The following is a 21,586-nucleotide window of genomic DNA, read 5'->3' as shown; positions in this document are numbered from 1 at the left end:
CCCCTTTTACTGCCGCTGCGGAACCGCCATGCCTATCGATTCATCATCACTGCCCTGTTCGGTCTTGCTGCTGTCCGGCGGGCGTGGCCAGCGCATGGGCGGCCAGGACAAAGGCTTGCTGGAATGGCATGGCCAACCCTTGATCGCCCATCTGCAGCGCCTGGTGCGGCCGCTGACGGATGACCTGATCATCTCGTGCAACCGCAACCTGGAGCACTACGCCGCATACGCCGACCAACTGGTGAACGACGACAGCCCGGACTTTCCCGGCCCGCTTGCCGGTATCCGCGCGGGACTCGCCGCCGCGCGCCACACCCACCTGTTAATACTGCCGTGCGATGTGCCGCACGTCGACGCAGGGTTGCTCGCCGGCCTGTGTGACACTGCACGGCGCAACCCGCGGCTGCCGGTGATGGTACGCCATGGTGAGTTCTGGGAGCCGCTGATCTGCATCCTCCCCACCGCCCTGCTGGACGCGGTGGAGAGCGCCTGGCAAGCCGGTGAGCGCAGCCCGCGCAAGCTCTTCCTGCAACTGGGCGGCGTGGGCCTGGAGTGCCCGGCGGATGACCCGCGCCTGGCCAACCTTAATACGCCGGAGCTGTTACAGACGCGCCCGGGCGTGTCAGAATGAACCTCGCACCCGGAACTTTGTCGACGCCGCGAGCGTCACAAGGTCAGCTATTCAAAAGAATTATCTCGGAGACAAACTCATGACTCAACGGACCATCGCCGCTCTCATGCTTGCACTGGGCCTCGCCACCCTCGCCGGTTGTGCCTCGCCGACAGTGATCACCCTGAATGACGGCCGCGAAATCCAGGCCGTCGACACCCCTAAATACAACGAAGATTCGGGTTTCTACGAATTCGAACAACTTGACGGCAAGCGTACCCGCATCAACAAAGATCAGGTTCGCACCGTCAAAGACTTGTAAGCCTTAGCGTTTGCCATCAAGGCCCGCCTCGCGCGGGCCTTGTCGTTTCTGGCGGTTACCAGTCGAGGGTGATCTGGCTGCGGAAATTGCGCTCGACACCTGTGACCGGGTCGCTAAACCGCACACCCTGGGCCAGCAGTTTAAGCGGGTTGGCGTAGTCGTCTACGGCGTCCTTGATCACGTTCGGGTAGAACGGATCGTTGCAGATACTCGCGCCGAGTGCGGTCATGTGTACGCGTAGCTGGTGCTTCTTGCCGGTTACGGGAAACAGGCCATAGCGCCATAAATCGCCGTTTTTTTCGCGCACTTCCACCGCCGTTTCGGTGTTAATCGCGCCAGGCCCTTCCTGCATGCGAAAGAACGGCTCGCCATCGACCAGGCGGCTTTTATGCACCAGGGGGAACGTCAGGTTCGGCAGGGCCGGAGCGATGGCTTCGTAGAACTTGTCGATCTGGCGTGTGGGAAACAGTTGCTGATACGCCGAGCGGCTGGCCGGGTTGGCCGAGAACAGCACCAGCCCCGCCGTATGCCGGTCGATGCGGTGCAGGGGCACCAGCGATGGGTTATCCAACTGGCGAATCAAGCGCCGCAGCAGCGTTTGCTCGACGTATTCACCGGCGGGGGTCACGGGCAGGAAGTGCGGTTTGTCGGCGACCACCAGGTGTTCGTCGGCGTACAGGATGGTTTCCTGCACCGGGATGACTTTCTCGTTGGGCACTTCGCGAAAGTAATAGATGCACAGGCCTTCCTTGTAGGCCAGGGCCAGGCTGATGGGGCTGCCGTTGATGTCCAGCACTCGGCCCCGGGCAATGCGGTCGATCCAGTGTTCACGGCCGATCGCCGGGAAGTGCTCGCACAGGCACTCGAGCACTGTCGCCCAAGGCCCGGGCGGCAAATACAGGGTACTGGCTTGGTGCTCGGATGGGATAAAAACGGAAGTGGACATGAAATGCTCGAAGCCTGGGAAAACCGGCGGGCATTATCCCGCATGGAGCGGGACTGAGCCTAGGGCGGATCTCAAGCCTTGGCCAACTCCGCCCGCAGAATCGGCGAGGCACTGGCGGCCTCGGTGAATTCCTTTAGCCAGCGCAGCACGTCCACGGCTTCCCAGCGACCCGGATCATACAACGCGTATAACAAGCCCTGGTAACCCACCACATCCAGCTGCTTGTGGTAACCGGCGCGCTGGAACAGCGCCTCGATCTCGGCAAAGCAGGTATTGAAATGCACTTTGTTGAACGGCGTCTTGCCTTCCGTGACCAGGCCATCGAGGCGCAGCTCGTTCACCGCGTCGCGCACGACATCGGCGGACATGCGATTGACGCTGCTTTTCAGTTGTTCGACATTCACCACGGGCGTTCCCTCTATTCAATCGCTGTACAAACATACAGTAACGTAATATTTGGAAACCTGCCATCGCATAAACTCAACGAAGGAAGGTCACGACCTGTTGTGAGTCAAATGGCCAATCCAGTTCCGCCCCGGTGTCCACCCTGCGAAGTACCGGAATCCGCAGGCCGTAGGCTTCGGTCAGGTCGTCGGGGTCGGCGATATCCACCAGTTCCACCAACAACCCGTGTTCGACGAGTGGCATGATTTCGGCTTCGGCGATTTCACACAGATGGCAACCCAGGGTGCCGAATAGCTGGCATTCAGGAAGCATGACGAATGGACCTGATCAGAAAGTAGGCCAACATTCTAAGCCTGACGAAAATCTGTGGCGAGAAACCAGCCCCCAAAAACCCTGACCCAGGTCACCATGGCCTATAACTGTTTCAGCGATTCTCGCGGCTTTTTGCCTGCCCCCTTGCAACGGAGATGCGTGTGTTTGCCAACCTGCTGATCATTCTGGCCTCATCCCTGGTGGTGATTGCGCTGTTTCGCCGGCTGCAATTGCCGCCGGTGCTGGGCTACCTCTGCGTCGGCCTGGCCGTAGGACCCACCGCGCTGGACTGGGTGAATGACAGCGAAGAGCTGCCCGACCTCGCCGAACTGGGCGTGGTGTTCCTGCTGTTCTCCCTGGGCCTGGAGTTCTCCCTGACCAAGATGCTCGCCCTGCGCCGCGTGGTGTTTGGCCTGGGCAGTTTGCAGGTATTGGGCTGCGGGGCGCTGCTGGGCATCTTGTTGATGATCCTGGGTGTGGCGCCAGGCGTCGCGTTGTTACTGGGCGCAGGGCTGGCGCTGTCATCCACGGCCATCGTCAGCAAGGAGTTGACCAGCCTCGGTGAAATCTTCAGCAGCCATGGCCAGAACGCGATTGGCGTGTTGCTGTTCCAGGATGTGGTAGCGGTGCTGTTGCTGACCCTGGTGCCGGTGTTTGCCGGCACCGGTGAACAAGCCTGGTACTGGGCGCTGCCACTGACCCTGGGCAAGACCGTGGTGTTGTTTGTCGGCTTGCTGCTCGCCAGTCGCTGGTTGTTGCCGCGCTTGTTTCATGAAGTCGCCGCCTCCCATTCGGCCGAGTTGTTTGTACTGCTAGCGCTGGTGATTGTGTTGCTGACCGCCTGGCTCACCCACCTGCTGGGGCTCTCCCCTGCCCTCGGCGCGTTCCTGGCCGGTATGCTGCTGGGAGAAAGCCACTACCGCCATCAGATCGAGGCAGATATCCGTCCGTTTCGCGACATCCTGCTGGGGCTGTTTTTCGTCAGCATCGGTATGCTGATCGACCTGCAACTGTTCGTCAGCCACAGCCTGTTGATCCTCGCCCTGACCCTCACCTTGATGCTGGTCAAAGGCTGTGTGGTCGCCGCGCTGGTCAAGCTGCGCGGCAGCGACAGCGAAACCGCCTGGCGCAGCGGCCTGGCGCTGGCCCAGGGCGGCGAGTTCTGCTTTGCATTGATGGCACAGATGCAACAGAGCCGGTTGATCCCGGATGAATTCAACGGCTTGCTGCTCGCCGCCACCTTCTGCTCGATGCTACTGACGCCGCTGCTGCTGCGTGCCGCGCCGGGCATTGCCCTGCGCCTGCACCGCAAGCCCAACCAGCAAGTACAACTGGAAGCCATCACCGCGCTCAACGCCGAGCTGCACGGTCACGCGGTGATCTGCGGCTATGGTCGCGTCGGCCAATCCATCGGGCGCTTTCTGCGCCAGGAACAACAGGCATTCATCGCTCTGGATGACGACCCGGAACGGGTACAGGAAGCCGCCACCGAAGACAGCAGCGTGCACTACGGTGATTGCCGGCGTGGCGCCTTGCTCAGTGCGGTCGGCCTGGAACGCGCGCGGTTGGTGGTGATTGCGGTGGACAACACCGACGTCGCGCTGGTGGTGTTGAAAGAAGCACGCCGGATCAACACCGAAGTGCCGATCCTGGTGCGCACCCGCGATGACAGCCAACTGGCTGAACTGAAGGCCGCAGGCGCCAGCGAAGTGGTGCCCGAACTGCTGGAGTCAAGCCTGATGCTCGCCTCCCACGCCCTGATCCTGCTGGGCCTGCCGGACCAACAGGTGCAGGCGCGGGTTGACGATGTGCGACACAACCGCTACCGCCTGCTGCACGGTTTTTATCGCCAGGCAGACCAGCCGATCAATCCTGACTGACCGCGCCGATCTTGTGGATCGACAGGTCCGCGCCGTAATACTCCTCTTCCTGGCTCAGGCGCAGTCCGTGCACGCGCTTGATCACGCCGTACACCAGCAGGCCACCGACCAGCGCGACCAGCACACCAAGGGCAGTACCGATCAACTGGCTGACCAGGCTGACACCGCCCAGGCCACCCAATGCCGTCTGGCCGAAGATGCCGCAGGCAATGCCACCCCACACGCCGCACAGGCCATGCAGCGGCCACACGCCCAGCACGTCGTCGATCTTCCAGCGATCCTGGGCGGCGATAAAGAACCACACGAACAAACCACCAGCGACTGCGCCAGTGACCAGTGCGCCCACCGGATGCATCAGGTCGGAACCCGCACAGATGGCCACCAGCCCGGCCAGCGGACCGTTATGCAGGAAACCCGGATCGTTGCGGCCGATGATCAAAGCCGCGACGGTGCCGCCAACCATGGCCATCAGCGAGTTGACCGCCACCAGGCCACTGACGCCATTCAACGTTTGCGCACTCATCACGTTGAAACCAAACCAGCCGACAATCAGGATCCACGACCCCAATGCCAGGAACGGAATGCTCGACGGCGCGAACGCCACCAGGCGCCCTTCGCGGTAGCGCCCGTTGCGCGGGCCAAGCAGCAACACCGCCGCCAGCGCCAGCCAGCCGCCCATGGCGTGGACCACCACCGAGCCGGCGAAATCATGGAAGCTGGCGCCGAAGGTCGCGAGCAGCCAGGCCTGCAGACCGAAATTGCCGTTCCACACCACGCCTTCGAAAAACGGGTAGATAAACGCCACGATCAACGCGGTTGCGCAGAGTTGCGGCGCAAACCGTGCACGCTCGGCAATCCCCCCGGAAATGATCGCCGGGATTGCTGCCGCGAAGGTCAGCAAGAAGAAGAACTTCACCAGGCCGTAGCCATGGTCGGCGCTGATCACCGCCGCCGGTTGCATGAAGCTCACCCCGTAGGAGATCCAATAGCCTATAAAGAAATAGGCCAGGGTGGAGATGGCGAAGTCGCTGAGGATCTTCGACAGGGCGTTGACCTGGTTCTTCTGGCGCACCGTGCCGACTTCGAGGAACGCGAAGCCAGCGTGCATGGCCAGGACCATGACCGCACCGATCAGGATAAACAGGGTGTTGGAGCTGTGGACAAGCGTGTCCACTGCACTTTGCACATTTTCCATGGAAGTTGGCAGGCCTGCAGTAAGGCAAAAAGCACCAAAGCGGTTCAAGCCCGGGTTGCGCGCACTAAATTGGCACCGCCGGTCCCGCCCCTCTGCAGAGGGCATGAACCGATTTAGCGCAGCGATCAACACAACAGGCCGTTGCCGACAGGGTTTTTCCGCGAGTTTCAGTTATTTAGGGTAAGGTTTTTCAAGGCTTCCTGCCCGACCGCCCGGATTCAGCGCAGGCCCCGGGGCCTGCGCACCAAGGCAAAGCAAAAGCTGTACCACACAATTGCACTGAACCTTCACCGACGCCGGTGACTCGAAACCACTAAGTACAAAACAGCCCATCACGGAGATAACCATGGCCAGAAGAACTGCAAAGACTGCTCAAGAAATATTGATGGCGGATTTTCAAACCCTGGTGACTGATACCGAAAGGTTGCTGGACGACACCAAGGTGCTCGCCGGTGACCAGGCTGATGAGCTACGGGCCAAGATCCACGATACCCTGCTCCAGGCCCGCGAAACCCTCAAGCAGACTGAAGACTCGCTGCGCGAACGCGGCCAGGCGGCGGTCACCGCGACTGAAGATTACGTGCAAGCCAACCCTTGGCAGTCGGTGGGCATTGCCGCCGGCGTGGGCTTTCTGATCGGCCTGCTGGCCACAAGGCGCTAATCATGTCTATCGGCGAAACCGGCTCGTCCACGGGGACGACTTCAAGGCGCCTGGGCGCAGCCGTGCTGGGCTTGCTGCACAGCCACGTCGAGTTGTTCGGCATCGAATTGCAGGAACAGAAAGCCCGCACCGTCAGCCTTCTGCTGTTTGCCGGCCTGGCGCTGGTGTTTGCACTGCTGTTGCTGGTGGGGTTGTCGACACTGGTGATGATCCTGGTCTGGGACACCGGCTACCGCCTGACCGGAATCATCTGCCTCTGCGTGTTCTACAGTCTTGCCGCAGCCTTTTGCGGGGTGCGCTTGAAAGCGGCGGTGTTCGATGAATCCACGCCATTCCACGCCACCCTCGAAGAGCTGGCCAATGACCGGGAGCGTCTGCTGCCATGAGCCTGACTGAAATGCCAAAAAACACGTCACGGCGGGAAATGCGCAAAGCGCTGATCCGGCTGCGCATGGAAATGCACCGTCAGGAAATCCGCCACGAGTCCCAGCAACTGATGCTGCCGTTGAACAAGGTGCGCAACCTGGGCAGTCACTGGCAGGACAGCCTGGGCATCAAGCACGCGCCGCTGTGGGGCGTGGCTGCGGTGACGCTGATGGGCTTTTTCACCGGCAAAGGCGCCAAGGGCGGCGGTATCAGCAGCCTGACACGCCTGGTGCGTCTCGGTGCCGGGTTGATCCCGCTGATCAAATTGGCCATGCAGGGCACTTCGCGCAAAAGTTGAGCCTGGCTGGCTGCATTCTTGCTAACAGAATCGGCCCGGCCCTCGTTTTCGAGGGCCGGGCCTTTTTTCAGCCACCTCGCTTAAGGAGGCCCCGTGATCGACGGGCAACCGCTCGCCTGCTTCCAGCCGTTTATCGATACCGCCACCGGCCGCATCGCCGGTGTCGAGGCCCTCGGCCGCCTGCGCCAGGCCGACGGGCGCCTGCAATCGGTGGGGCCGCTGTTCGCCGACCCGCGCACCCCAGGCGTGACCTTGCGCCGTCTCGACCGGCAGATTCGCGACAATGCCCTGAGCCGCTTGCATGAAGCACCCGCCGACTGGTTCCTGAGCCTGAACATCTCGCCGCGCTGGATCAACCGCCTGCGCCCGGGCCAAGCCCTGCCGAGCCTGAAACAGATTCACAGCCATGGTGTCGACCCGCGACGGATCGTGTTCGAGATCACCGAACTGGGTGGCGACATCCAGCGCCTGGCTGACGTGGTCGCGCGTTACCGCGAGGCCGGTGCGCGTATCGCCATCGATGACTTCGGCGCCGGCTATTCCCAGCTCGACCGGGTGCTGGCATTGCAACCAGACATTCTCAAGCTGGACATGCGCCTGTTTCAGGAAGCGGCCCGCGGCGGGCCGAGCAGCGAAGTGGTGCGGGCGCTGGCACAGATGGCCGAGAAAACCGGCTGCTGGATCATTGCCGAAGGCGTGGAAACCGAAGCACAGTTGAGCTTCGCCCTGGAGTGCGGCTCGCGTTATGTGCAGGGCTATCTGTTTGCCCAGGCACAGTTGGACTGGTTTGCCGCCGACGCCTTCGTGCCGCGTTTTGCAGAGTTGCGCACCGCCTACGTTCAGCAAAAACTGGCGGAACGCGGGCGCATCATGCAATTGCGCCAGCAATTGGCAGAGCTGATGAAAATCCTGCAAACCTGGGCCCAGGCACAGGCGCCGCTGAGCCAATTGCCCCAACTGCCTGCGTTCCCCTGGCTGCTGCGCTTCTACCAATGCGACCGACACGGCACTCAGCTGACGCCCAATTTCGAATGGCGCCAGGACGCCTGGCAGGCCGACAGCCTTTATCTGGGCCATAACTGGTCGTGGCGCCCGTATTTCTATCACCTGTTGGCCGAAGGGTGGGACGAGCGTCGTCTGACCCTCTCCTCGACCTACCGCGACGCGACCACCAACCAGTATTGCCTCACCGCCGGACAGTTCTTTGATAACGGTCAGCGTTTGCTGTTAATCGATATCGACGCGGCCGGGCTGTAGATTTTCGCTTGCCCAGCCCGCGCTGAACCGGGAAGCTGGGAGGGTCATTCACCGCACGGAGAGTACCCGCCTTGGATTGGCCCACCCTGCTGACTCGCGAACGTCTAGGCAAACCGCTGCACAGCCCGGAAGAACTGGGCCGTAGCCCGTTCCACAAAGACCATGACCGTATTATCTTCTCTGGCGCATTTCGCCGCCTGGGCCGCAAGACCCAAGTGCACCCGGTCTCGAGCAACGACCACATTCACACCCGCCTGACCCATTCCCTGGAGGTGAGCTGCGTAGGCCGCTCCCTGGGCATGCGCGTCGGCGAAACGTTGCGCAGCGCCCTGCCCGACTGGTGCGACCCGAGCGACCTGGGCATGGTGGTGCAATCGGCCTGCCTGGCCCATGACATCGGCAACCCGCCGTTCGGGCACTCCGGCGAAGACGCCATCCGCCATTGGTTCCAGCAGGCCGCAGGCCGCGGCTGGCTGGATGACATGAGCAGCGCCGAGCGTAATGACTTCCTCAATTTCGAAGGCAACGCCCAAGGTTTCCGCGTGCTCACCCAGCTTGAATATCACCAGTTCGACGGCGGCACGCGGTTGACCTACGCCACCCTGGGCACTTACCTGAAATACCCTTGGACCGCCCGCCACGCCGACTCCCTGGGCTATAAAAAACACAAGTTCGGCTGTTACCAGAGCGAATTGCCGATCCTCGAGCAGATCGCCCACAAGCTCGGCCTGCCGCAACTCGAAGAACAGCGCTGGGCCCGGCATCCGCTGGTGTATCTGATGGAGGCAGCAGATGACATCTGCTACGCCTTGATCGACCTGGAAGACGGCCTGGAAATGGAGTTGCTGGAGTACACCGAGGTCGAGTCGCTGCTGCTAGACCTGGTAGGCGATGACCTGCCGCAGACCTATCGCCAACTCGGCGCGCAGGACTCCCGGCGGCGCAAGTTGGCGATCCTGCGGGGCAAGGCTATCGAACACCTGACCAACGCGGCCGCGCGGGCCTTTGTCGAACAACAGGATGCCTTGCTCGCCGGTACCCTGCCCGGCGACCTGGTGGAGCACATGCACGGCCCGGCCAAGCGTTGCGTGCTGGACGCCAAGGACATGGCGCGCAAGAAGATCTTCCAGGACAAGCGCAAGACATTGCATGAAATCGGCGCCTACACCACCTTGGAAATTCTGCTGAACGCCTTTTGCGGTGCAGCCCTGGAGCAGCATGGCGGGCGTACGCCGTCGTTCAAGAATCGGCGCATTCTCGACCTGCTGGGTAACAACGCGCCAAACCCCCAATGGCCTTTGCACGCCTCGTTCCTGCGCATGATCGACTTCATCGCCGGCATGACCGACAGCTATGCCACCGAAATGGCCCGGGAAATGACCGGGCGCTCCAGCCCCCAATGACGAGTACGATCAAGCCGCCTGTTACCCGAGAGGAATCGACCTACGAAGGGAACAGAGCGGCCTGATCGAATTCGCACAAGCACCTGCTGAATAATCACGCACGCTCCGGGCGACCCAGGCGAACAGTTCCTACGCGCCCTCCATCGACGCTTGACTCACCGTGTGCCCCCCCAATGCCCAGTTATCCGCTTCGTATCCTGCTGGTGGAGGATCATCCGTTTCAACTCCTCGCCACCCAGTGCCTGCTCAGAAGCTTCGGCTTCGCACGGGTGACCCCCGCCGAAAGCGCCGAACAGGCAATCTGTTTGATGTCGCAGGCCGAGGTGCCTTTCGACATCATCCTGTGCGACCAGTGCCTGCCCGACCTGCCGGGGCTCGAACTGATTGAAATTGCCAGTCGCCGACGCTTTACCACAACCGCCATCCTTCTGAGCGGATTGCCCACGACAGAACTCGCCACCCTGATAGCCCAAGCGGTGGACCGTGGCCTGCCATTGCTCGGCTATTTGTCAAAGCCGCTGAACAAAGATGAGTTGGCACGTTTGATCTGCCCATTACTTCGGTTACACATGTAGGATTTTAAACATCAGTCTCAAAGAAAAAGCACTGCACCGGGCCAGTTAACTCCATAGCGGCGACATTTAATTCATTTATCTCCCAAGCGCTGGCACATCACTTCACATAGCCCGAGCAGCTGGTAGGCTTTTACCTTTTTTAATGTAGGAATTTTCCTGTTTTATATCTACACCCCTCTGTGCTCATGCTCCCGCCTCCGCTTCTGAGCTAATGTGCCCGCTTTATTTGCTCTTGCACGGAATGTGATCATGAACTCAGTTTTTATTATCGATGACCACCCGGTTATACGGCTTGCAATCCGAATGTTGTTGGAACATGAGGGCTACAAAGTGGTGGGAGAAACGGACAACGGATGCGACGCCATACAAATGGTCCGCGAATGCCTGCCCGACCTCATCATCCTCGACATCAGCATTCCCAAACTGGACGGGCTCGAGGTGCTCTGCCGATTCAACGCAATGAACACACCGATGAAAACCCTCATCCTGACGGCCCAGTCCCCCACCCTGTTCGCCACCCGCTGCATGCGCTCGGGCGCCGACGGCTACGTGTGCAAGGAAGGCGACCTGAGTGAATTGCTGAGCGCCATCCGCGCGGTGTTGTCCGGCTACAACTACTTCCCCAGCCAGGCACTGAACGCCAATGGTGCAGACGGCGTCGAGTCCCAGGAGCTTGAACTGTTCAAAAACGTCAACGACCGCGAACTTATGGTATTGCAACTTTTTGCACAAGGCCGCACCAATAAGGAAATTGCAAAAGGTATGTTCCTGAGCAACAAAACAGTAAGCACTTACAAAAAGAGGCTGATGCAAAAACTTCAAGCCAAATCCTTGGTAGAACTTATCGAGATGGCAAAACGAAACGCGCTAGTGTGAGAAAGCGGATGCCCAGGCGTATAAAGGACTATCTGATTATATTGAGTGCCGGTTTGTGCTTCAGTACCGCCGTGCTCGCGAACCATCAACCGGGCCCGGAACATTTCACCTTGTTGAGCCGTGCAGGCTCTGTTCAACTGGAAACCAACCTTAACAAGACCCAACGCCAATGGCTGCAAAACAAGCGCGAACTGGTGCTGGGCACTGCGGCCCCTGACTATCCTCCGTTCGACCTCACGTCCAGTGGTCGCGACTACGAAGGACTGACCGCTGATTACGCCGGCCTATTGGCCAAGGCGCTGGCCTTGCCAGTGAAGGTATTGCGTTACCCTTCCCGTGAGGCGGCCATCCGTGCGCTTGAAACCGGGGATATCGATTTACTGGGCTCCTCCAACGGCTTCGAGGCGGCGAACCCCAACCTCACGCTGTCCGAACCCTATGCCGTCGACCAACCGGTGCTGGTCACCCGCGAAGGTGAAACCCGCAGCCTGAACGATGGCCTGGCCGGCATGCGTCTGGCCCTGGTCTACCACTACCTGCCCTTGGCGGAAGTGGAAAAGCTGTACCCCCAGGCGATCATCCGCGCCTACCCCTCTTATCAAAATGCCCTGAATGCAGTGGCGTTCGACCAGGCTGACGTGTTCCTCGGCGATACCATTTCCACCCATTACATGATCAACAAGGGCTACCTGAAGAACATCCGCATGGCCAACTTCGGTAAACACGAAGCCTACGGGTTCAGCTTTGCCATGCCCCAACATCAGCGCACCCTCTTGAGTATTGTTGACGCGGTTCTGGCCACCGTGCCCATGAACGAACGGGAAATGATCGCCAAGCGCTGGAGCGCCGGCAGCGACATCTTGCTGTCCGATCAGAAGCTGCAACTGACCCAACGCGAGGAGCGCTGGTTGAAAGACCATCCGGTGGTCAAGGTGGTGGTGAATGAAACCTTCGCACCACTGACCTTTTTCGATGCCGATGGCAACTTCCGCGGCATCACCGCCGACCTGCTGGAATTGGTCCGCCTGCGTACCGGGCTGCGCTTCGAGATCCGGCGCGAACGCGACGTCAACGAAATGATTGAACAGGTAGATGCCGGCAAGGCCGATATCATTGGTGCCATCGTGCCCAGCGCCGAGCGGGAGGCGCAACTGAACTTCAGCCGGCCCTACCTGGAAAACTCCTATGTCCTGCTGACACGCAAAGAACCCAATGCACCCTTGAACCTGGAGCAGATGGCCGGCAAACGCCTGGCAATCACGCCAGGCAACCCTCTGGAGGCTATCCTTCGTCGCGACTTTCCCCAGGTCCAACTGGTCAAAGCCAGCGACACCTTCAAGGCTTCGGAACTGTTGGCCCAGGGTCACGTGGAAGGCGCGGTGAACTCCCTGGTAGTCGCCAACTACTTCCTGTCGTCCCAGGTGTTCCAGGACAAGCTGCAGATGAGTACGAGCATCGGCACCTTCCCAGCCATGTTTGCCCTGGCCACATCGCGCAGTGCCACCGAACTCAGCTCGATTCTCGACAAGGCCTTGTTGAGCATCGCTCCGGATGAACTGGGGGTGATCAACAGCCGCTGGCGGGGCTACACTGCCGCCTCCGACAGCTATTGGCGCAACTACCACCAGCTGATAGCCCGTATCATCATCGGCACCGGGCTGCTGCTGTTGATCTCCCTGGCCTGGAACGCCTACATGCGCCGTCAGATCAAGCACCGCAAGATGGCTGAACGTGCCCTCAACGATCAGTTCGAATTCATGCGCGCGCTGGTCAACGAAACCCCGCACCCGATCTACGTGCGTGACCGTAAAGGCCTGCTACAGACATGCAACGACAGCTACCTGCAAGTGTTCGAGGTCAAGCGTGAGGACGTGATCGGCAAAAGTGCCCTGCAGATGAGCAAAGCCCTCGAGACGGACGCGGAGCAGTACCATGCCGACTACCAGCGGGTAATGGCCGAAGGCAACCCGCTGATCCTGGACCGCACCCTGCATATTCGCGGGAAGAAACTGACGATCTATCACTGGATCCTGCCCTACCGCGACTCTACCGGGGAGGTGCAGGGAATCATCGGTGGCTGGATTGACATCAGCGAGCGCCGCCAATTGTTCGATGAGATCCGCGCGGCCAAAGAGCGCGCCGACGAAGCCAATCGGGCCAAGAGCACGTTCCTCGCTACCATGAGCCATGAAATACGCACGCCGATGAACGCGGTGATCGGCATGCTGGAGCTGACCCTCAAACGCGCCGACCATGGCCACCTGGATCGCCCGGCCATCGAAGTTGCCTATAACTCGGCCAAGGACCTGCTGGAGCTGATCGGCGATATCCTGGACATCGCACGTATCGAATCCGGCCGCCTGAGCCTGGCGCCGGAACGGGTCAACCTGCGCGAGGTGATCGAGTCGGTGGTGCGTGTCTTCGACGGGCTGGCGCGCCAGAAAACCCTCAGCCTGTCCCTAGAGTTCAAGCCCGACCAGGACGACACCGAAGTCCTGATCGACCCGCTGCGCTTCAAGCAGGTGCTGTCGAACCTGATCAGCAATGCCATCAAGTTCACCGAACGTGGCCAGGTAAAAATCCGCGTTGAAGTATTGCCCACCAAGCTGGTGCAACAGGTCGAGATGAAGCTGGTGGTGGAAGATACCGGGATAGGTATCAGCCGCGATGATCAGAAACGCCTGTTCGAACCCTTTGCCCAGGCCGACAATTCCGGGCAGCTCGCCAGGAGCGGCGCGGGCCTGGGGTTGGTGATCTGCCGCAGCCTGTGCGCAATGATGGGTGGAGAACTGAGCCTGAGCAGCGTGCCCATGGTGGGCACCCAGGTGCATGTCAACCTGCGAATGCCGCGACTGCTGCCGGAACAGGCAGCCGATGAACAGAAACCCGAGAAGCCCGCAACCACGCCGGTACTCAATGTGCTGGTGGTGGACGACCATCCCGCCAACCGCTTGCTGATGTGCCAGCAACTGGGCTACCTGGGCCACCAGTTCACGGCAGCCCAGAATGGCGCAGCCGGTTTCCAGGCCTGGCGCCAGGAACGCTTCGACCTGGTCATCGCCGACTGCAACATGCCCATCATGAATGGCTACGAGTTGAGTCGTTCGATCCGCGAATACGAACAGCGCGAGCAACTGCCACCGTGCGTGGTGCTTGGGTTTACCGCCAATGCACAGCCTGAAGAGAAACAACGCTGTGCTCAGGCCGGTATGAACGATTGCCTGTTCAAACCCATCAGCCTCACGACTCTGGAGCGGCAACTGGCGCAGATCGCCCCTCAAACAGTGGAGTTGCACCTGGACCTTGGCAACTTCGAGGCCTTGACCGGCGGCGACCCACAGTTGAATGGGCGACTGCTGGAGGAGCTGTTGAGCAGCAGCCGGAACGATCGCCAGGCACTGACCGCACTGATAACCGCACACGCCCCACTCCAGGAGATCATCGAGCAGGCCCACAAGATCAAGGGTGCCGCCCGTATTGTTCAGGCGGCCTCATTGGCCGGGCAGTGTGAAGCCCTCGAACAGGCGTGTGCCCGTGGCGATGACTGGACGTTAATCGAGGCGGGTGCGAAAACCCTGGAAAAATCTATGCTGGAACTGGAGAGGTTGCTGCAGGTGCAGCTCCACAGCCCAGAGAGTCAATAAGGGGCATTGCTGCCCCTTGCGTGATCAGCAGTCGGTCAGACGCAGGAAAATCGCCGCCAGCTGTTCAATGCCCGCCTGGTCCTGGAGCGTAAAGCGTGCAAGCGACGGGCTGTCGAGGTCAAGAACGCCAACCAGCTTGCCGTCCTTGACCAAAGGCACCACCAGCTCACTGTTCGATGCGCTGTCGCAGGCAATGTGCCCGGGAAACGCATGCACATCCTCCACCCGCTGGGTTTGCCGCGTTACGGCCGCCGTCCCGCAGACCCCGCGACCGAAGGGAATGCGCACACAGGCAATCTGGCCCTGGAACGGTCCGAGCACCAGTTCTTCGTTGCGGTTGAGATAGAAGCCGGCCCAGTTCAAGTCGTCCAGTTGATTGAACAGAAACGCAGAAAACTGCGCACTGTTGGCGATGAAGTCGCGCTCATCGGCCAGCAGCGACTCCAGTTGCGCGCAGAGCATCGCATAGCCATCCAGGCCGGTGCCAGCGCTGTGTAGATTGATCATGGTTGAAGCTCCAACAATTTAAGGCCTACCCAGTAACGGGCAAATTGGTACGCGCAACGGCCGTTGCGGTTGCCGCGTCCGGTCGCCCAGCGCACGGCGAGGATGTCGAGGGCTTCATCGCGCTGCCATTGCAAACCGGCCTTGCTCGCCAGCTCGCCGATCCAGTGCTCCACCACATCCAGGAAATGCTCCTGGGTAAACGGATAGAACGACAGCCACAGGCCAAAACGGTCGGACAAGGCAATTTTGTCTTCCACCGCTTCGCTGGGGTGCAGCTCGCCATCCACGCGTTTCCAGTTGTCATTGTCGCTTTGGTTCTCCGGGACCAGGTGACGGCGGTTGGAGGTCGCGTACAGCAGTACGTTTTCCGGAGCCTGTTCGAGGGAGCCGTCCAGCACGCTTTTCAGCACGCGGTAATCGCCTTCGCCGGCCTCGAACGACAGGTCATCACAGAACAGGATAAAGCGCTGCGGCAACTTGATCAGTTGCTCGACCACGCGCGGCAGATCAGCGAGATGATCACGCTCGATTTCGATCAGGCGCAGGCCCGCCTTGGCATGCTGGGCCAGCAACGCGCGCACCATGGACGATTTACCCGTGCCGCGCGAACCCCACAGCAGTGCATGGTTGGCGGGCAGGCCATCGATGAATTGCTGGGTATTGCGCGCCAGTGTTTCACGTTGCTTGTCCACGCCAATCAGGTCGGACAGGCGCATGTCCAGGCTCACGTCCAGCGGCAACAGGAAACCACTGCGGCCTTCACGCTGCCAGCGTGCCGCCAGGCACTGGCTCCAATCGATGGCCTGGCGCGGCGCGGGCAACAATGGCTCCAGGCGGGCGAGCACGGTTTCAGCCCGTTCAAGAAAGGCATTCAATCGAGAGTCCACGATTATTCCTCTGGCAAGTTCTTGCAAAAGATGGCGTATTGGCAACCCTGCGGCAGACCGCACGAAGCTGCGTAAAAAACGATTCATGCCGGGTAAGCCAGAGCTTGTGGATGTTCAGCTATGCTTGCCGGGCGAAGGGAAACGTGAAGTGGTTCAACACTCGATGGATATCAAGTTCGCCCACCGCTTGTCTTATAAACAAGCCAGATTGACTGTGCTGGTCGGTTTCGTCTTGGGAACCTTGCTCAGCCTGATCCAGATCGGTATTGATTATGCCAGCGAAGACGCATCCATCAACCGTGAAATTCGCTCGTTGATCGAAATCAGTCACAACCCCGCGTCACGCATCGCCTACAACATCGACGCCGAACTGGCCCAGGAACTGACCCTGGGCCTTTTGCACTCCCCCGCCATCGTTCACGCCCAGTTGATCGACAACAACGGCGTGGTGCTGGCCGATGTCGACCGACCGCGCAAAGAAAGCACCTACCGCCCTATCAGCGACTTCCTGTTCGGTGCCAACCGTCAGTTTGAGGACCGCCTGTTCCTCAGCCACATGCCCAACGAATCCCTTGGGGTGCTGCGCCTGGATGTGGATACCTACGCCTTCGGCAGCCGCTTTCTGCGCCGTGCCGAGATCACGCTACTCAACGGCTTCGCCCGCAGCCTGTTGCTGACCGGCATCCTGCTGGGCTTGTTCTACGTGATGTTGACCCAGCCTCTGGTGCGCATTATCCGCGAGCTGAGCAATCGCCGGCAGGCCCGCCTGGACTGCCCACCGGGCCACGAGCACGACGAAATCGGCGTGCTGGTGAATGTCGCCAACCAGCAGTTCGAAAACATGGAGACAGAGATCCAGCAACGCCGTCACGCTGAAGATCGGCTGACCGAGTACCTGGGGCAACTGGAAGATATCGTCTCCGCCCGCACCCTGGAGCTCAAGGCCAGCAACCAGCGACTGAGCCAGTCCAACGATGAACTGGAAGCCGCAAAGATGCATGCACTGGGCATGGCCCAGGCGCGGGCGGCCTTCCTGGCCAACATGAGCCATGAGATTCGCACCCCGCTCAATGGCCTGCTGGGGATGATCGCGCTATCGCTGGACAGCCCACTCAACGCCGAGCAACGCCAGCAACTGTCCATTGCCCATGACTCTGGCAAAGTGCTGGTGGAGCTGCTCAACGATATCCTCGACCTGTCCAAGTTCGACGCCGGCCAGTTGGAGCTGGAGCGCATCCCGTTCGATTTGGGCTCACTGGTGGAAGACACCGCCAACCTGTTGTCGCAGAACGCGGCGCCGAGCGTCGAACTGACCTGCCTGATCGACCCGCAGTTTCCCGCCCAGGTCTTGGGCGACCCGACCCGCGTGCGGCAAATCGTCAGTAACCTGCTGTCCAACGCCTTGAAATTCACCCGCTTCGGCCGTGTGGATGTTCGCCTCAGCGCGCAGGAGGGCCGGGTACGCATCGAGGTGTGTGATACCGGCATCGGCATTGCGCAGGAAGCTCAGGTGAAGATCTTCCAACCCTTCACCCAGGCCGGCGCCGGCATCACCCGTCAGTTTGGCGGCACGGGCCTGGGCCTGGCGTTGACGCACAACCTGTGTGAAGCGATGCAGGGCCGCTTGAGCATCAGCTCGGAGGTGGGCTTCGGCAGCCAGTTCTGTGCCGACCTGCCATTGCCGACCCATTTGCCTGCGGTGCAACCGACACCGCTCAAGGGGGAAGTCATCGCCATTACCAGTGCCGGCAGTGGCCTCACAGAGTTGCTCACCACCCTGCTGCCCCACTGGGGGCTGACACCGCACTGCTACACGCAAGACGATGACTTGAGCGGACAAGCCCCGGACCTGCTGATCACCGACTGCCCCGAATGCCTGTTCCGCCTGCGCCCCGCCATTAGCGCGCCGATCCTGCTGGTGACCGCCTATGGCAATTTCATGCCCAGCGAAGAAGTCGCGGCACTGGCGCCGTTGCAGCAACAGGCGCGCCCATTGAGCCGCAACGCGCTGTATCAGATCCTGCAACGCAACCTGCGCAGCGATGCGCAACTGATCCTCGACCCGATCCAGATGGACGCCGCGCCCCTGATGCACCGGGCGCGCATCCTGCTGGTGGAGGACAACCCGGTCAACCAACTGGTGGCCAAGGGCATGCTCAGCAAACTGGGGTGTGAGGTGATCGTGGCCGCCCACGGTGGCGAAGCACTCAGGTTTCTTGAGGAACAACCCTTCGACATGGTGCTGATGGACTGCAACATGCCAGTGATGGATGGTTACGAGGCCAGCCGACAGATCCGTCGCAGCGGGCGCTGGCCGGACCTGCCGATCGTCGCACTGACCGCCAACGCCCTGTCGGAAGAACGCGAGCGTTGCCGGGCTGCAGGCATGAATGACTACCTGGCCAAGCCATTTCGCCGCGAGGAGCTCAGCGGCTTGCTGGATCTATGGGTGCCGAAGGCGACAAGTCTTTGATCTGCCGGAGCAACTGGTCCAGGCCATCGCGCAACGTGTCGGCCTGGTTCAGGTCGATGCCGCTGTCGCACAGCAGCCGGGTTTTCAGGCCATGGGCCTGGTCGCGCAATTGCACACCGCTTTCGCTCAGGCTCAGGTGCACTTCGCGCTCATCCCTGGCGCTGCGTTGACGCCTGACCCAGCCGAGCTGCTCGAGGCGCTTGAGCAGCGGCGTGAGCGTGCCAGAGTCGAGCATCAGGCGCTCGCCCAAGGCCTTGACCGTGGGTAGCGCCGGCGTCGTGGCATGCCACTCCCATAGCACCAGCATCACCAGGTACTGCGGGTAGGTCAGGCCCAGTTGATCCAGCATCGGCTTGTAGGCTCGGGTCACCGCCCGGGAAGCTGCGTAGAGCTTGAAACACAGTTGATGGTCGAGCGCCAGGGAGACAGTCATTTGAGCAGGGCTTCGATCTCTTGGGTGAGGTCCTGGGGCTTGGTGGTCGGGGCAAAACGCTTGATCACCTGGCCGTCACGACCGATCAGGAACTTGGTGAAGTTCCACTTGATCCCCTTGGAACCCAGCAGACCCGGTGCCTGCTTTTTCAGCTGTACGAACAAAGGGTGGGCGTCGCTGCCATTCACGTCGATCTTTTTGAACAGCGGGAAGCTGACACCAAAATTCAGCTCGCAGAATTCGGAAATCGCGCCTTCGTCACCGGGCTCTTGCTTGCCGAACTGGTTGCAAGGAAAACCCAATACCACCAAACCCTGGTCCTTGTACTGCTGCCAGAGTTGCTCCAGGCCTTTGTACTGCGGGGTGAAGCCGCACTTGCTGGCGGTGTTGACCACGAGGATGGCCTTGCCGGCGAAATCGGCCAAGGTCTTTTGCTCACCCTTGATGGTGGTGCAAGGAATACTCAGCAGGTTGTTGCTCATGGCAGTGCCTCGAATAGCGGGGAAAAAAGGAAAAAGATAGTCGCCAATTAAATTGCGTGCAATTTAATTGGCGAAATTGATACCTCGCTATTACCCCTCCCTTGCAGGAGCCCGTCTTGCCGGGCTCCTGCAGGGTGCCGCGCCGTTCAATTCAACGCGGAACGAGGTCCAGGCACACCGAGTTGATGCAGTAACGCAAGCCGGTCGGCGGCGGGCCGTCCGGGAACACATGCCCCAGGTGCGCATCGCATTTGGCGCAGGTGACTTCGGTGCGGATCATGCCGTGGCTGACGTCGCGGATCTCGATCATCGCGCTCTCGGCAATCGGCTCGTAGAAGCTAGGCCAGCCACAGCCCGCATCGAACTTGGTGCTGGAATCGAACAGCGGTTCGTTGCAGCAAATGCAGTGGTACACGCCATCCGTGGTGGTGGCGTTGTACTTGCCGGAGAACGGGCGCTCAGTGCCCTTCAGTCGACAGACCTGATATTGCGCGGGGTCGAGCATCTCCCGCCATTCCTCCAGCGTTTTATCCAACTTTTCCATCGGTACACCTCGGCAACTGAAAAAGCCTGATCTGTGTCTTTTCCATGGATCAGGCGGCACGTATGATTGCGCCTCTTCAAAACGCCAGTCTGGCACCCGCGCTACCGGCATTCAAACGTATTTATGGGTGCGGCCTTCGCAGGATTCACAGTACGGTAGTGCCCACACCGTCTGGATCGTTCATTTTCAGGATCACATCGCCATGCAGGTCAGCAAATCGAACAAGCTCGCCAACGTCTGCTACGACATTCGCGGCCCAGTGCTCAAGCACGCCAAACGCCTGGAAGAGGAAGGCCATCGCATCCTCAAGCTGAACATTGGCAACCCGGCGCCCTTTGGTTTCGAAGCGCCGGACGAAATCCTCCAGGACGTGATCCGCAACCTGCCCACCGCCCAGGGCTACAGCGACTCCAAAGGCCTGTTCAGTGCGCGCAAGGCCGTGATGCAGTACTACCAGCAGAAGCAGGTCGAAGGTGTCGGCATCGAAGACATCTACCTGGGCAATGGCGTGTCCGAGCTGATCGTGATGTCCATGCAGGCCCTGCTCAACAATGGCGACGAAGTACTGGTACCGGCGCCGGACTACCCATTGTGGACCGCCGCCGTGACCCTGGCCGGTGGCCACCCGGTGCACTACCTGTGTGACGAAGGCGCCGACTGGTTCCCGGACCTGGCCGACATCAAGGCCAAGATCACCCCGAACACCAAGGCCCTGGTGATCATCAACCCGAACAACCCGACCGGCGCCGTGTATTCCAAGGAAGTGCTGCTGGGCATGCTCGAACTGGCACGCCAGCACAACCTGGTGGTGTTCTCCGACGAGATCTACGACAAGATCCTCTACGATGACGCCGTGCACGTGTGCACCGCCTCCCTGGCGCCAGACCTGCTGTGCCTGACCTTCAACGGCCTGTCCAAGTCTTACCGCGTGGCGGGTTTCCGTTCCGGCTGGATCGCCATCTCCGGTCCCAAGCACAACGCCCAGAGTTATATCGAAGGCATCGATATGCTGGCCAATATGCGCCTGTGTGCCAACGTGCCGAGCCAGCACGCCATCCAGACCGCCCTGGGCGGCTACCAGAGCATCAATGATCTGGTATTGCCCCAAGGCCGCCTGCTGGAGCAGCGCAACCGTACCTGGGAGCTGCTCAATGCAATCCCGGGCGTCAGTTGCGTGAAACCCATGGGGGCGTTGTACGCGTTCCCGCGGATCGACCCAAAGGTATGCCCGATCCTCAACGACGAAAAGTTCGTGCTCGACCTGTTGCTGTCGGAAAAACTGCTGGTGGTGCAAGGCACCGCGTTCAACTGGCCGTGGCCGGACCACTTCCGCGTGGTGACGTTGCCGCGTGTGGATGACCTGGACATGGCCATCGGTCGTATCGGCAACTTCCTCAAGTCCTATCGCCAGTAAGGGAAACGGCGCCGTACGACCGACAATCGGTCGTAC

The 21,586-nt window shown here is 60.5% G+C and carries 22 protein-coding genes; 13 read left to right on the top strand and 9 right to left on the bottom strand.

From position 1 onward, the window contains the following. Positions 1-28 precede the first annotated feature (28 nt). On the top strand, positions 29-631 hold the full coding sequence (gene mobA, locus K5K89_RS09875; protein ID WP_071488498.1) for a molybdenum cofactor guanylyltransferase MobA: 603 nt from the start codon (positions 29-31) through the stop codon (positions 629-631). A gap of 79 nt (positions 632-710) precedes the next feature. Further along, on the top strand, positions 711-932 hold the full coding sequence (locus tag K5K89_RS09870; RefSeq protein ID WP_010211805.1) for a YgdI/YgdR family lipoprotein: 222 nt from the start codon (positions 711-713) through the stop codon (positions 930-932). A 55-nt stretch (positions 933-987) separates the two neighbouring features. Here the strand turns inward: K5K89_RS09870 and K5K89_RS09865 are convergent, their stop codons facing one another. The 3 genes from K5K89_RS09865 to K5K89_RS09855 form a co-directional block, all read right to left on the bottom strand. After that, complete coding sequence (locus K5K89_RS09865) at positions 988-1,878, bottom strand: pseudouridine synthase (protein WP_071488499.1); 891 nt, start codon at positions 1,876-1,878, stop codon at positions 988-990. Positions 1,879-1,949: 71 nt separating this feature from the next. Continuing rightward, complete coding sequence (locus K5K89_RS09860; RefSeq protein ID WP_010565034.1) at positions 1,950-2,285, bottom strand: hypothetical protein; 336 nt, start codon at positions 2,283-2,285, stop codon at positions 1,950-1,952. A 73-nt stretch (positions 2,286-2,358) separates the two neighbouring features. Beyond that, positions 2,359-2,595 carry a glutaredoxin family protein gene (locus tag K5K89_RS09855; RefSeq protein ID WP_071488500.1) on the bottom strand — a complete coding sequence of 79 codons (237 nt, stop codon included), beginning with the start codon at positions 2,593-2,595 and terminating at the stop codon, positions 2,359-2,361. A gap of 155 nt (positions 2,596-2,750) precedes the next feature. Between K5K89_RS09855 and K5K89_RS09850 the strand changes: the two genes are divergently transcribed. After that, positions 2,751-4,475, top strand: coding sequence for a cation:proton antiporter (locus tag K5K89_RS09850; RefSeq protein ID WP_139217570.1), 1,725 nt, complete (start codon positions 2,751-2,753; stop codon positions 4,473-4,475). On the opposite strand, the gene K5K89_RS09845 is transcribed toward K5K89_RS09850, so the two are convergent. Beyond that, positions 4,462-5,670, bottom strand: coding sequence for an ammonium transporter (locus K5K89_RS09845; protein WP_071488501.1), 1,209 nt, complete (start codon positions 5,668-5,670; stop codon positions 4,462-4,464). The genes K5K89_RS09850 and K5K89_RS09845 overlap by 14 nt on opposite strands. 346 nt (positions 5,671-6,016) lie before the next feature. Here K5K89_RS09845 and K5K89_RS09840 point away from each other — a divergent pair, with 346 nt between their 5' ends. The 8 genes from K5K89_RS09840 to K5K89_RS09805 all read left to right on the top strand — a co-directional run bounded on the left by K5K89_RS09840 (position 6,017) and on the right by K5K89_RS09805 (position 14,810). Then, positions 6,017-6,331: a YqjD family protein gene (locus K5K89_RS09840; protein WP_012723021.1), complete on the top strand. Its 315-nt coding sequence runs from the start codon at positions 6,017-6,019 to the stop codon at positions 6,329-6,331. A 2-nt stretch (positions 6,332-6,333) separates the two neighbouring features. Next, positions 6,334-6,717, top strand: a complete 384-nt coding sequence (locus K5K89_RS09835) for a phage holin family protein (protein WP_012723020.1) — start codon at positions 6,334-6,336, stop codon at positions 6,715-6,717. After that, positions 6,714-7,055 (top strand): hypothetical protein, encoded by a 342-nt coding sequence (locus K5K89_RS09830; RefSeq protein WP_058427942.1) that lies wholly within the window; start codon positions 6,714-6,716, stop codon positions 7,053-7,055. Before K5K89_RS09835 ends, K5K89_RS09830 begins: the two co-directional genes overlap by 4 nt. A gap of 93 nt (positions 7,056-7,148) precedes the next feature. After that, on the top strand, positions 7,149-8,312 hold the full coding sequence (locus K5K89_RS09825; RefSeq protein WP_071488502.1) for an EAL domain-containing protein: 1,164 nt from the start codon (positions 7,149-7,151) through the stop codon (positions 8,310-8,312). A 71-nt stretch (positions 8,313-8,383) separates the two neighbouring features. Then, complete coding sequence (locus tag K5K89_RS09820; protein WP_058427944.1) at positions 8,384-9,715, top strand: deoxyguanosinetriphosphate triphosphohydrolase; 1,332 nt, start codon at positions 8,384-8,386, stop codon at positions 9,713-9,715. Positions 9,716-9,888: 173 nt separating this feature from the next. Continuing rightward, positions 9,889-10,290 carry a response regulator gene (locus K5K89_RS09815; protein ID WP_071488503.1) on the top strand — a complete coding sequence of 134 codons (402 nt, stop codon included), beginning with the start codon at positions 9,889-9,891 and terminating at the stop codon, positions 10,288-10,290. Positions 10,291-10,539: 249 nt separating this feature from the next. Beyond that, positions 10,540-11,166, top strand: a complete 627-nt coding sequence (locus K5K89_RS09810; RefSeq protein WP_071488504.1) for a response regulator transcription factor — start codon at positions 10,540-10,542, stop codon at positions 11,164-11,166. 8 nt (positions 11,167-11,174) lie between these two features. Beyond that, positions 11,175-14,810, top strand: a complete 3,636-nt coding sequence (locus tag K5K89_RS09805) for a transporter substrate-binding domain-containing protein (RefSeq protein WP_071488505.1) — start codon at positions 11,175-11,177, stop codon at positions 14,808-14,810. Between the two features lie 24 nt (positions 14,811-14,834). Here the strand turns inward: K5K89_RS09805 and K5K89_RS09800 are convergent, their stop codons facing one another. Further along, positions 14,835-15,317: a GAF domain-containing protein gene (locus K5K89_RS09800; protein WP_071488506.1), complete on the bottom strand. Its 483-nt coding sequence runs from the start codon at positions 15,315-15,317 to the stop codon at positions 14,835-14,837. Further along, the gene (locus K5K89_RS09795) at positions 15,314-16,204 is read right to left on the bottom strand and encodes an ATP-binding protein (RefSeq protein ID WP_222541311.1); all 891 of its coding nucleotides are present in this window, start codon (positions 16,202-16,204) and stop codon (positions 15,314-15,316) included. The genes K5K89_RS09800 and K5K89_RS09795 overlap by 4 nt, the downstream gene beginning before the upstream one ends. Positions 16,205-16,367: 163 nt before the next feature. Here K5K89_RS09795 and K5K89_RS09790 point away from each other — a divergent pair, with 163 nt between their 5' ends. After that, positions 16,368-18,677 carry an ATP-binding protein gene (locus K5K89_RS09790; protein ID WP_222541310.1) on the top strand — a complete coding sequence of 770 codons (2,310 nt, stop codon included), beginning with the start codon at positions 16,368-16,370 and terminating at the stop codon, positions 18,675-18,677. On the opposite strand, the gene K5K89_RS09785 is transcribed toward K5K89_RS09790, so the two are convergent. From K5K89_RS09785 to msrB, 3 genes are all read right to left on the bottom strand, one after another. Then, positions 18,631-19,110 carry a MarR family winged helix-turn-helix transcriptional regulator gene (locus K5K89_RS09785; RefSeq protein WP_071488509.1) on the bottom strand — a complete coding sequence of 160 codons (480 nt, stop codon included), beginning with the start codon at positions 19,108-19,110 and terminating at the stop codon, positions 18,631-18,633. The genes K5K89_RS09790 and K5K89_RS09785 overlap by 47 nt on opposite strands. Continuing rightward, complete coding sequence (locus K5K89_RS09780; protein WP_222541309.1) at positions 19,107-19,592, bottom strand: glutathione peroxidase; 486 nt, start codon at positions 19,590-19,592, stop codon at positions 19,107-19,109. Before K5K89_RS09780 ends, K5K89_RS09785 begins: the two co-directional genes overlap by 4 nt. A 151-nt stretch (positions 19,593-19,743) precedes the next feature. Next, entirely contained in the window at positions 19,744-20,136 is a 393-nt protein-coding gene (gene msrB, locus K5K89_RS09775; protein WP_071488511.1) for a peptide-methionine (R)-S-oxide reductase MsrB, read from the bottom strand. A gap of 202 nt (positions 20,137-20,338) precedes the next feature. Between msrB and K5K89_RS09770 the strand changes: the two genes are divergently transcribed. Continuing rightward, positions 20,339-21,550, top strand: a complete 1,212-nt coding sequence (locus K5K89_RS09770; RefSeq protein WP_016978462.1) for a pyridoxal phosphate-dependent aminotransferase — start codon at positions 20,339-20,341, stop codon at positions 21,548-21,550. Positions 21,551-21,586: the final 36 nt, after the last annotated feature.

This window comes from Pseudomonas sp. DR208, assembly GCF_019823005.1.
GTDB classification, from domain to species: domain Bacteria; phylum Pseudomonadota; class Gammaproteobacteria; order Pseudomonadales; family Pseudomonadaceae; genus Aquipseudomonas; species Aquipseudomonas extremorientalis.
The sequence above is the reverse complement of the archived record's forward strand: the minus strand, read 5'-3'. Positions and strand labels throughout refer to the sequence as shown.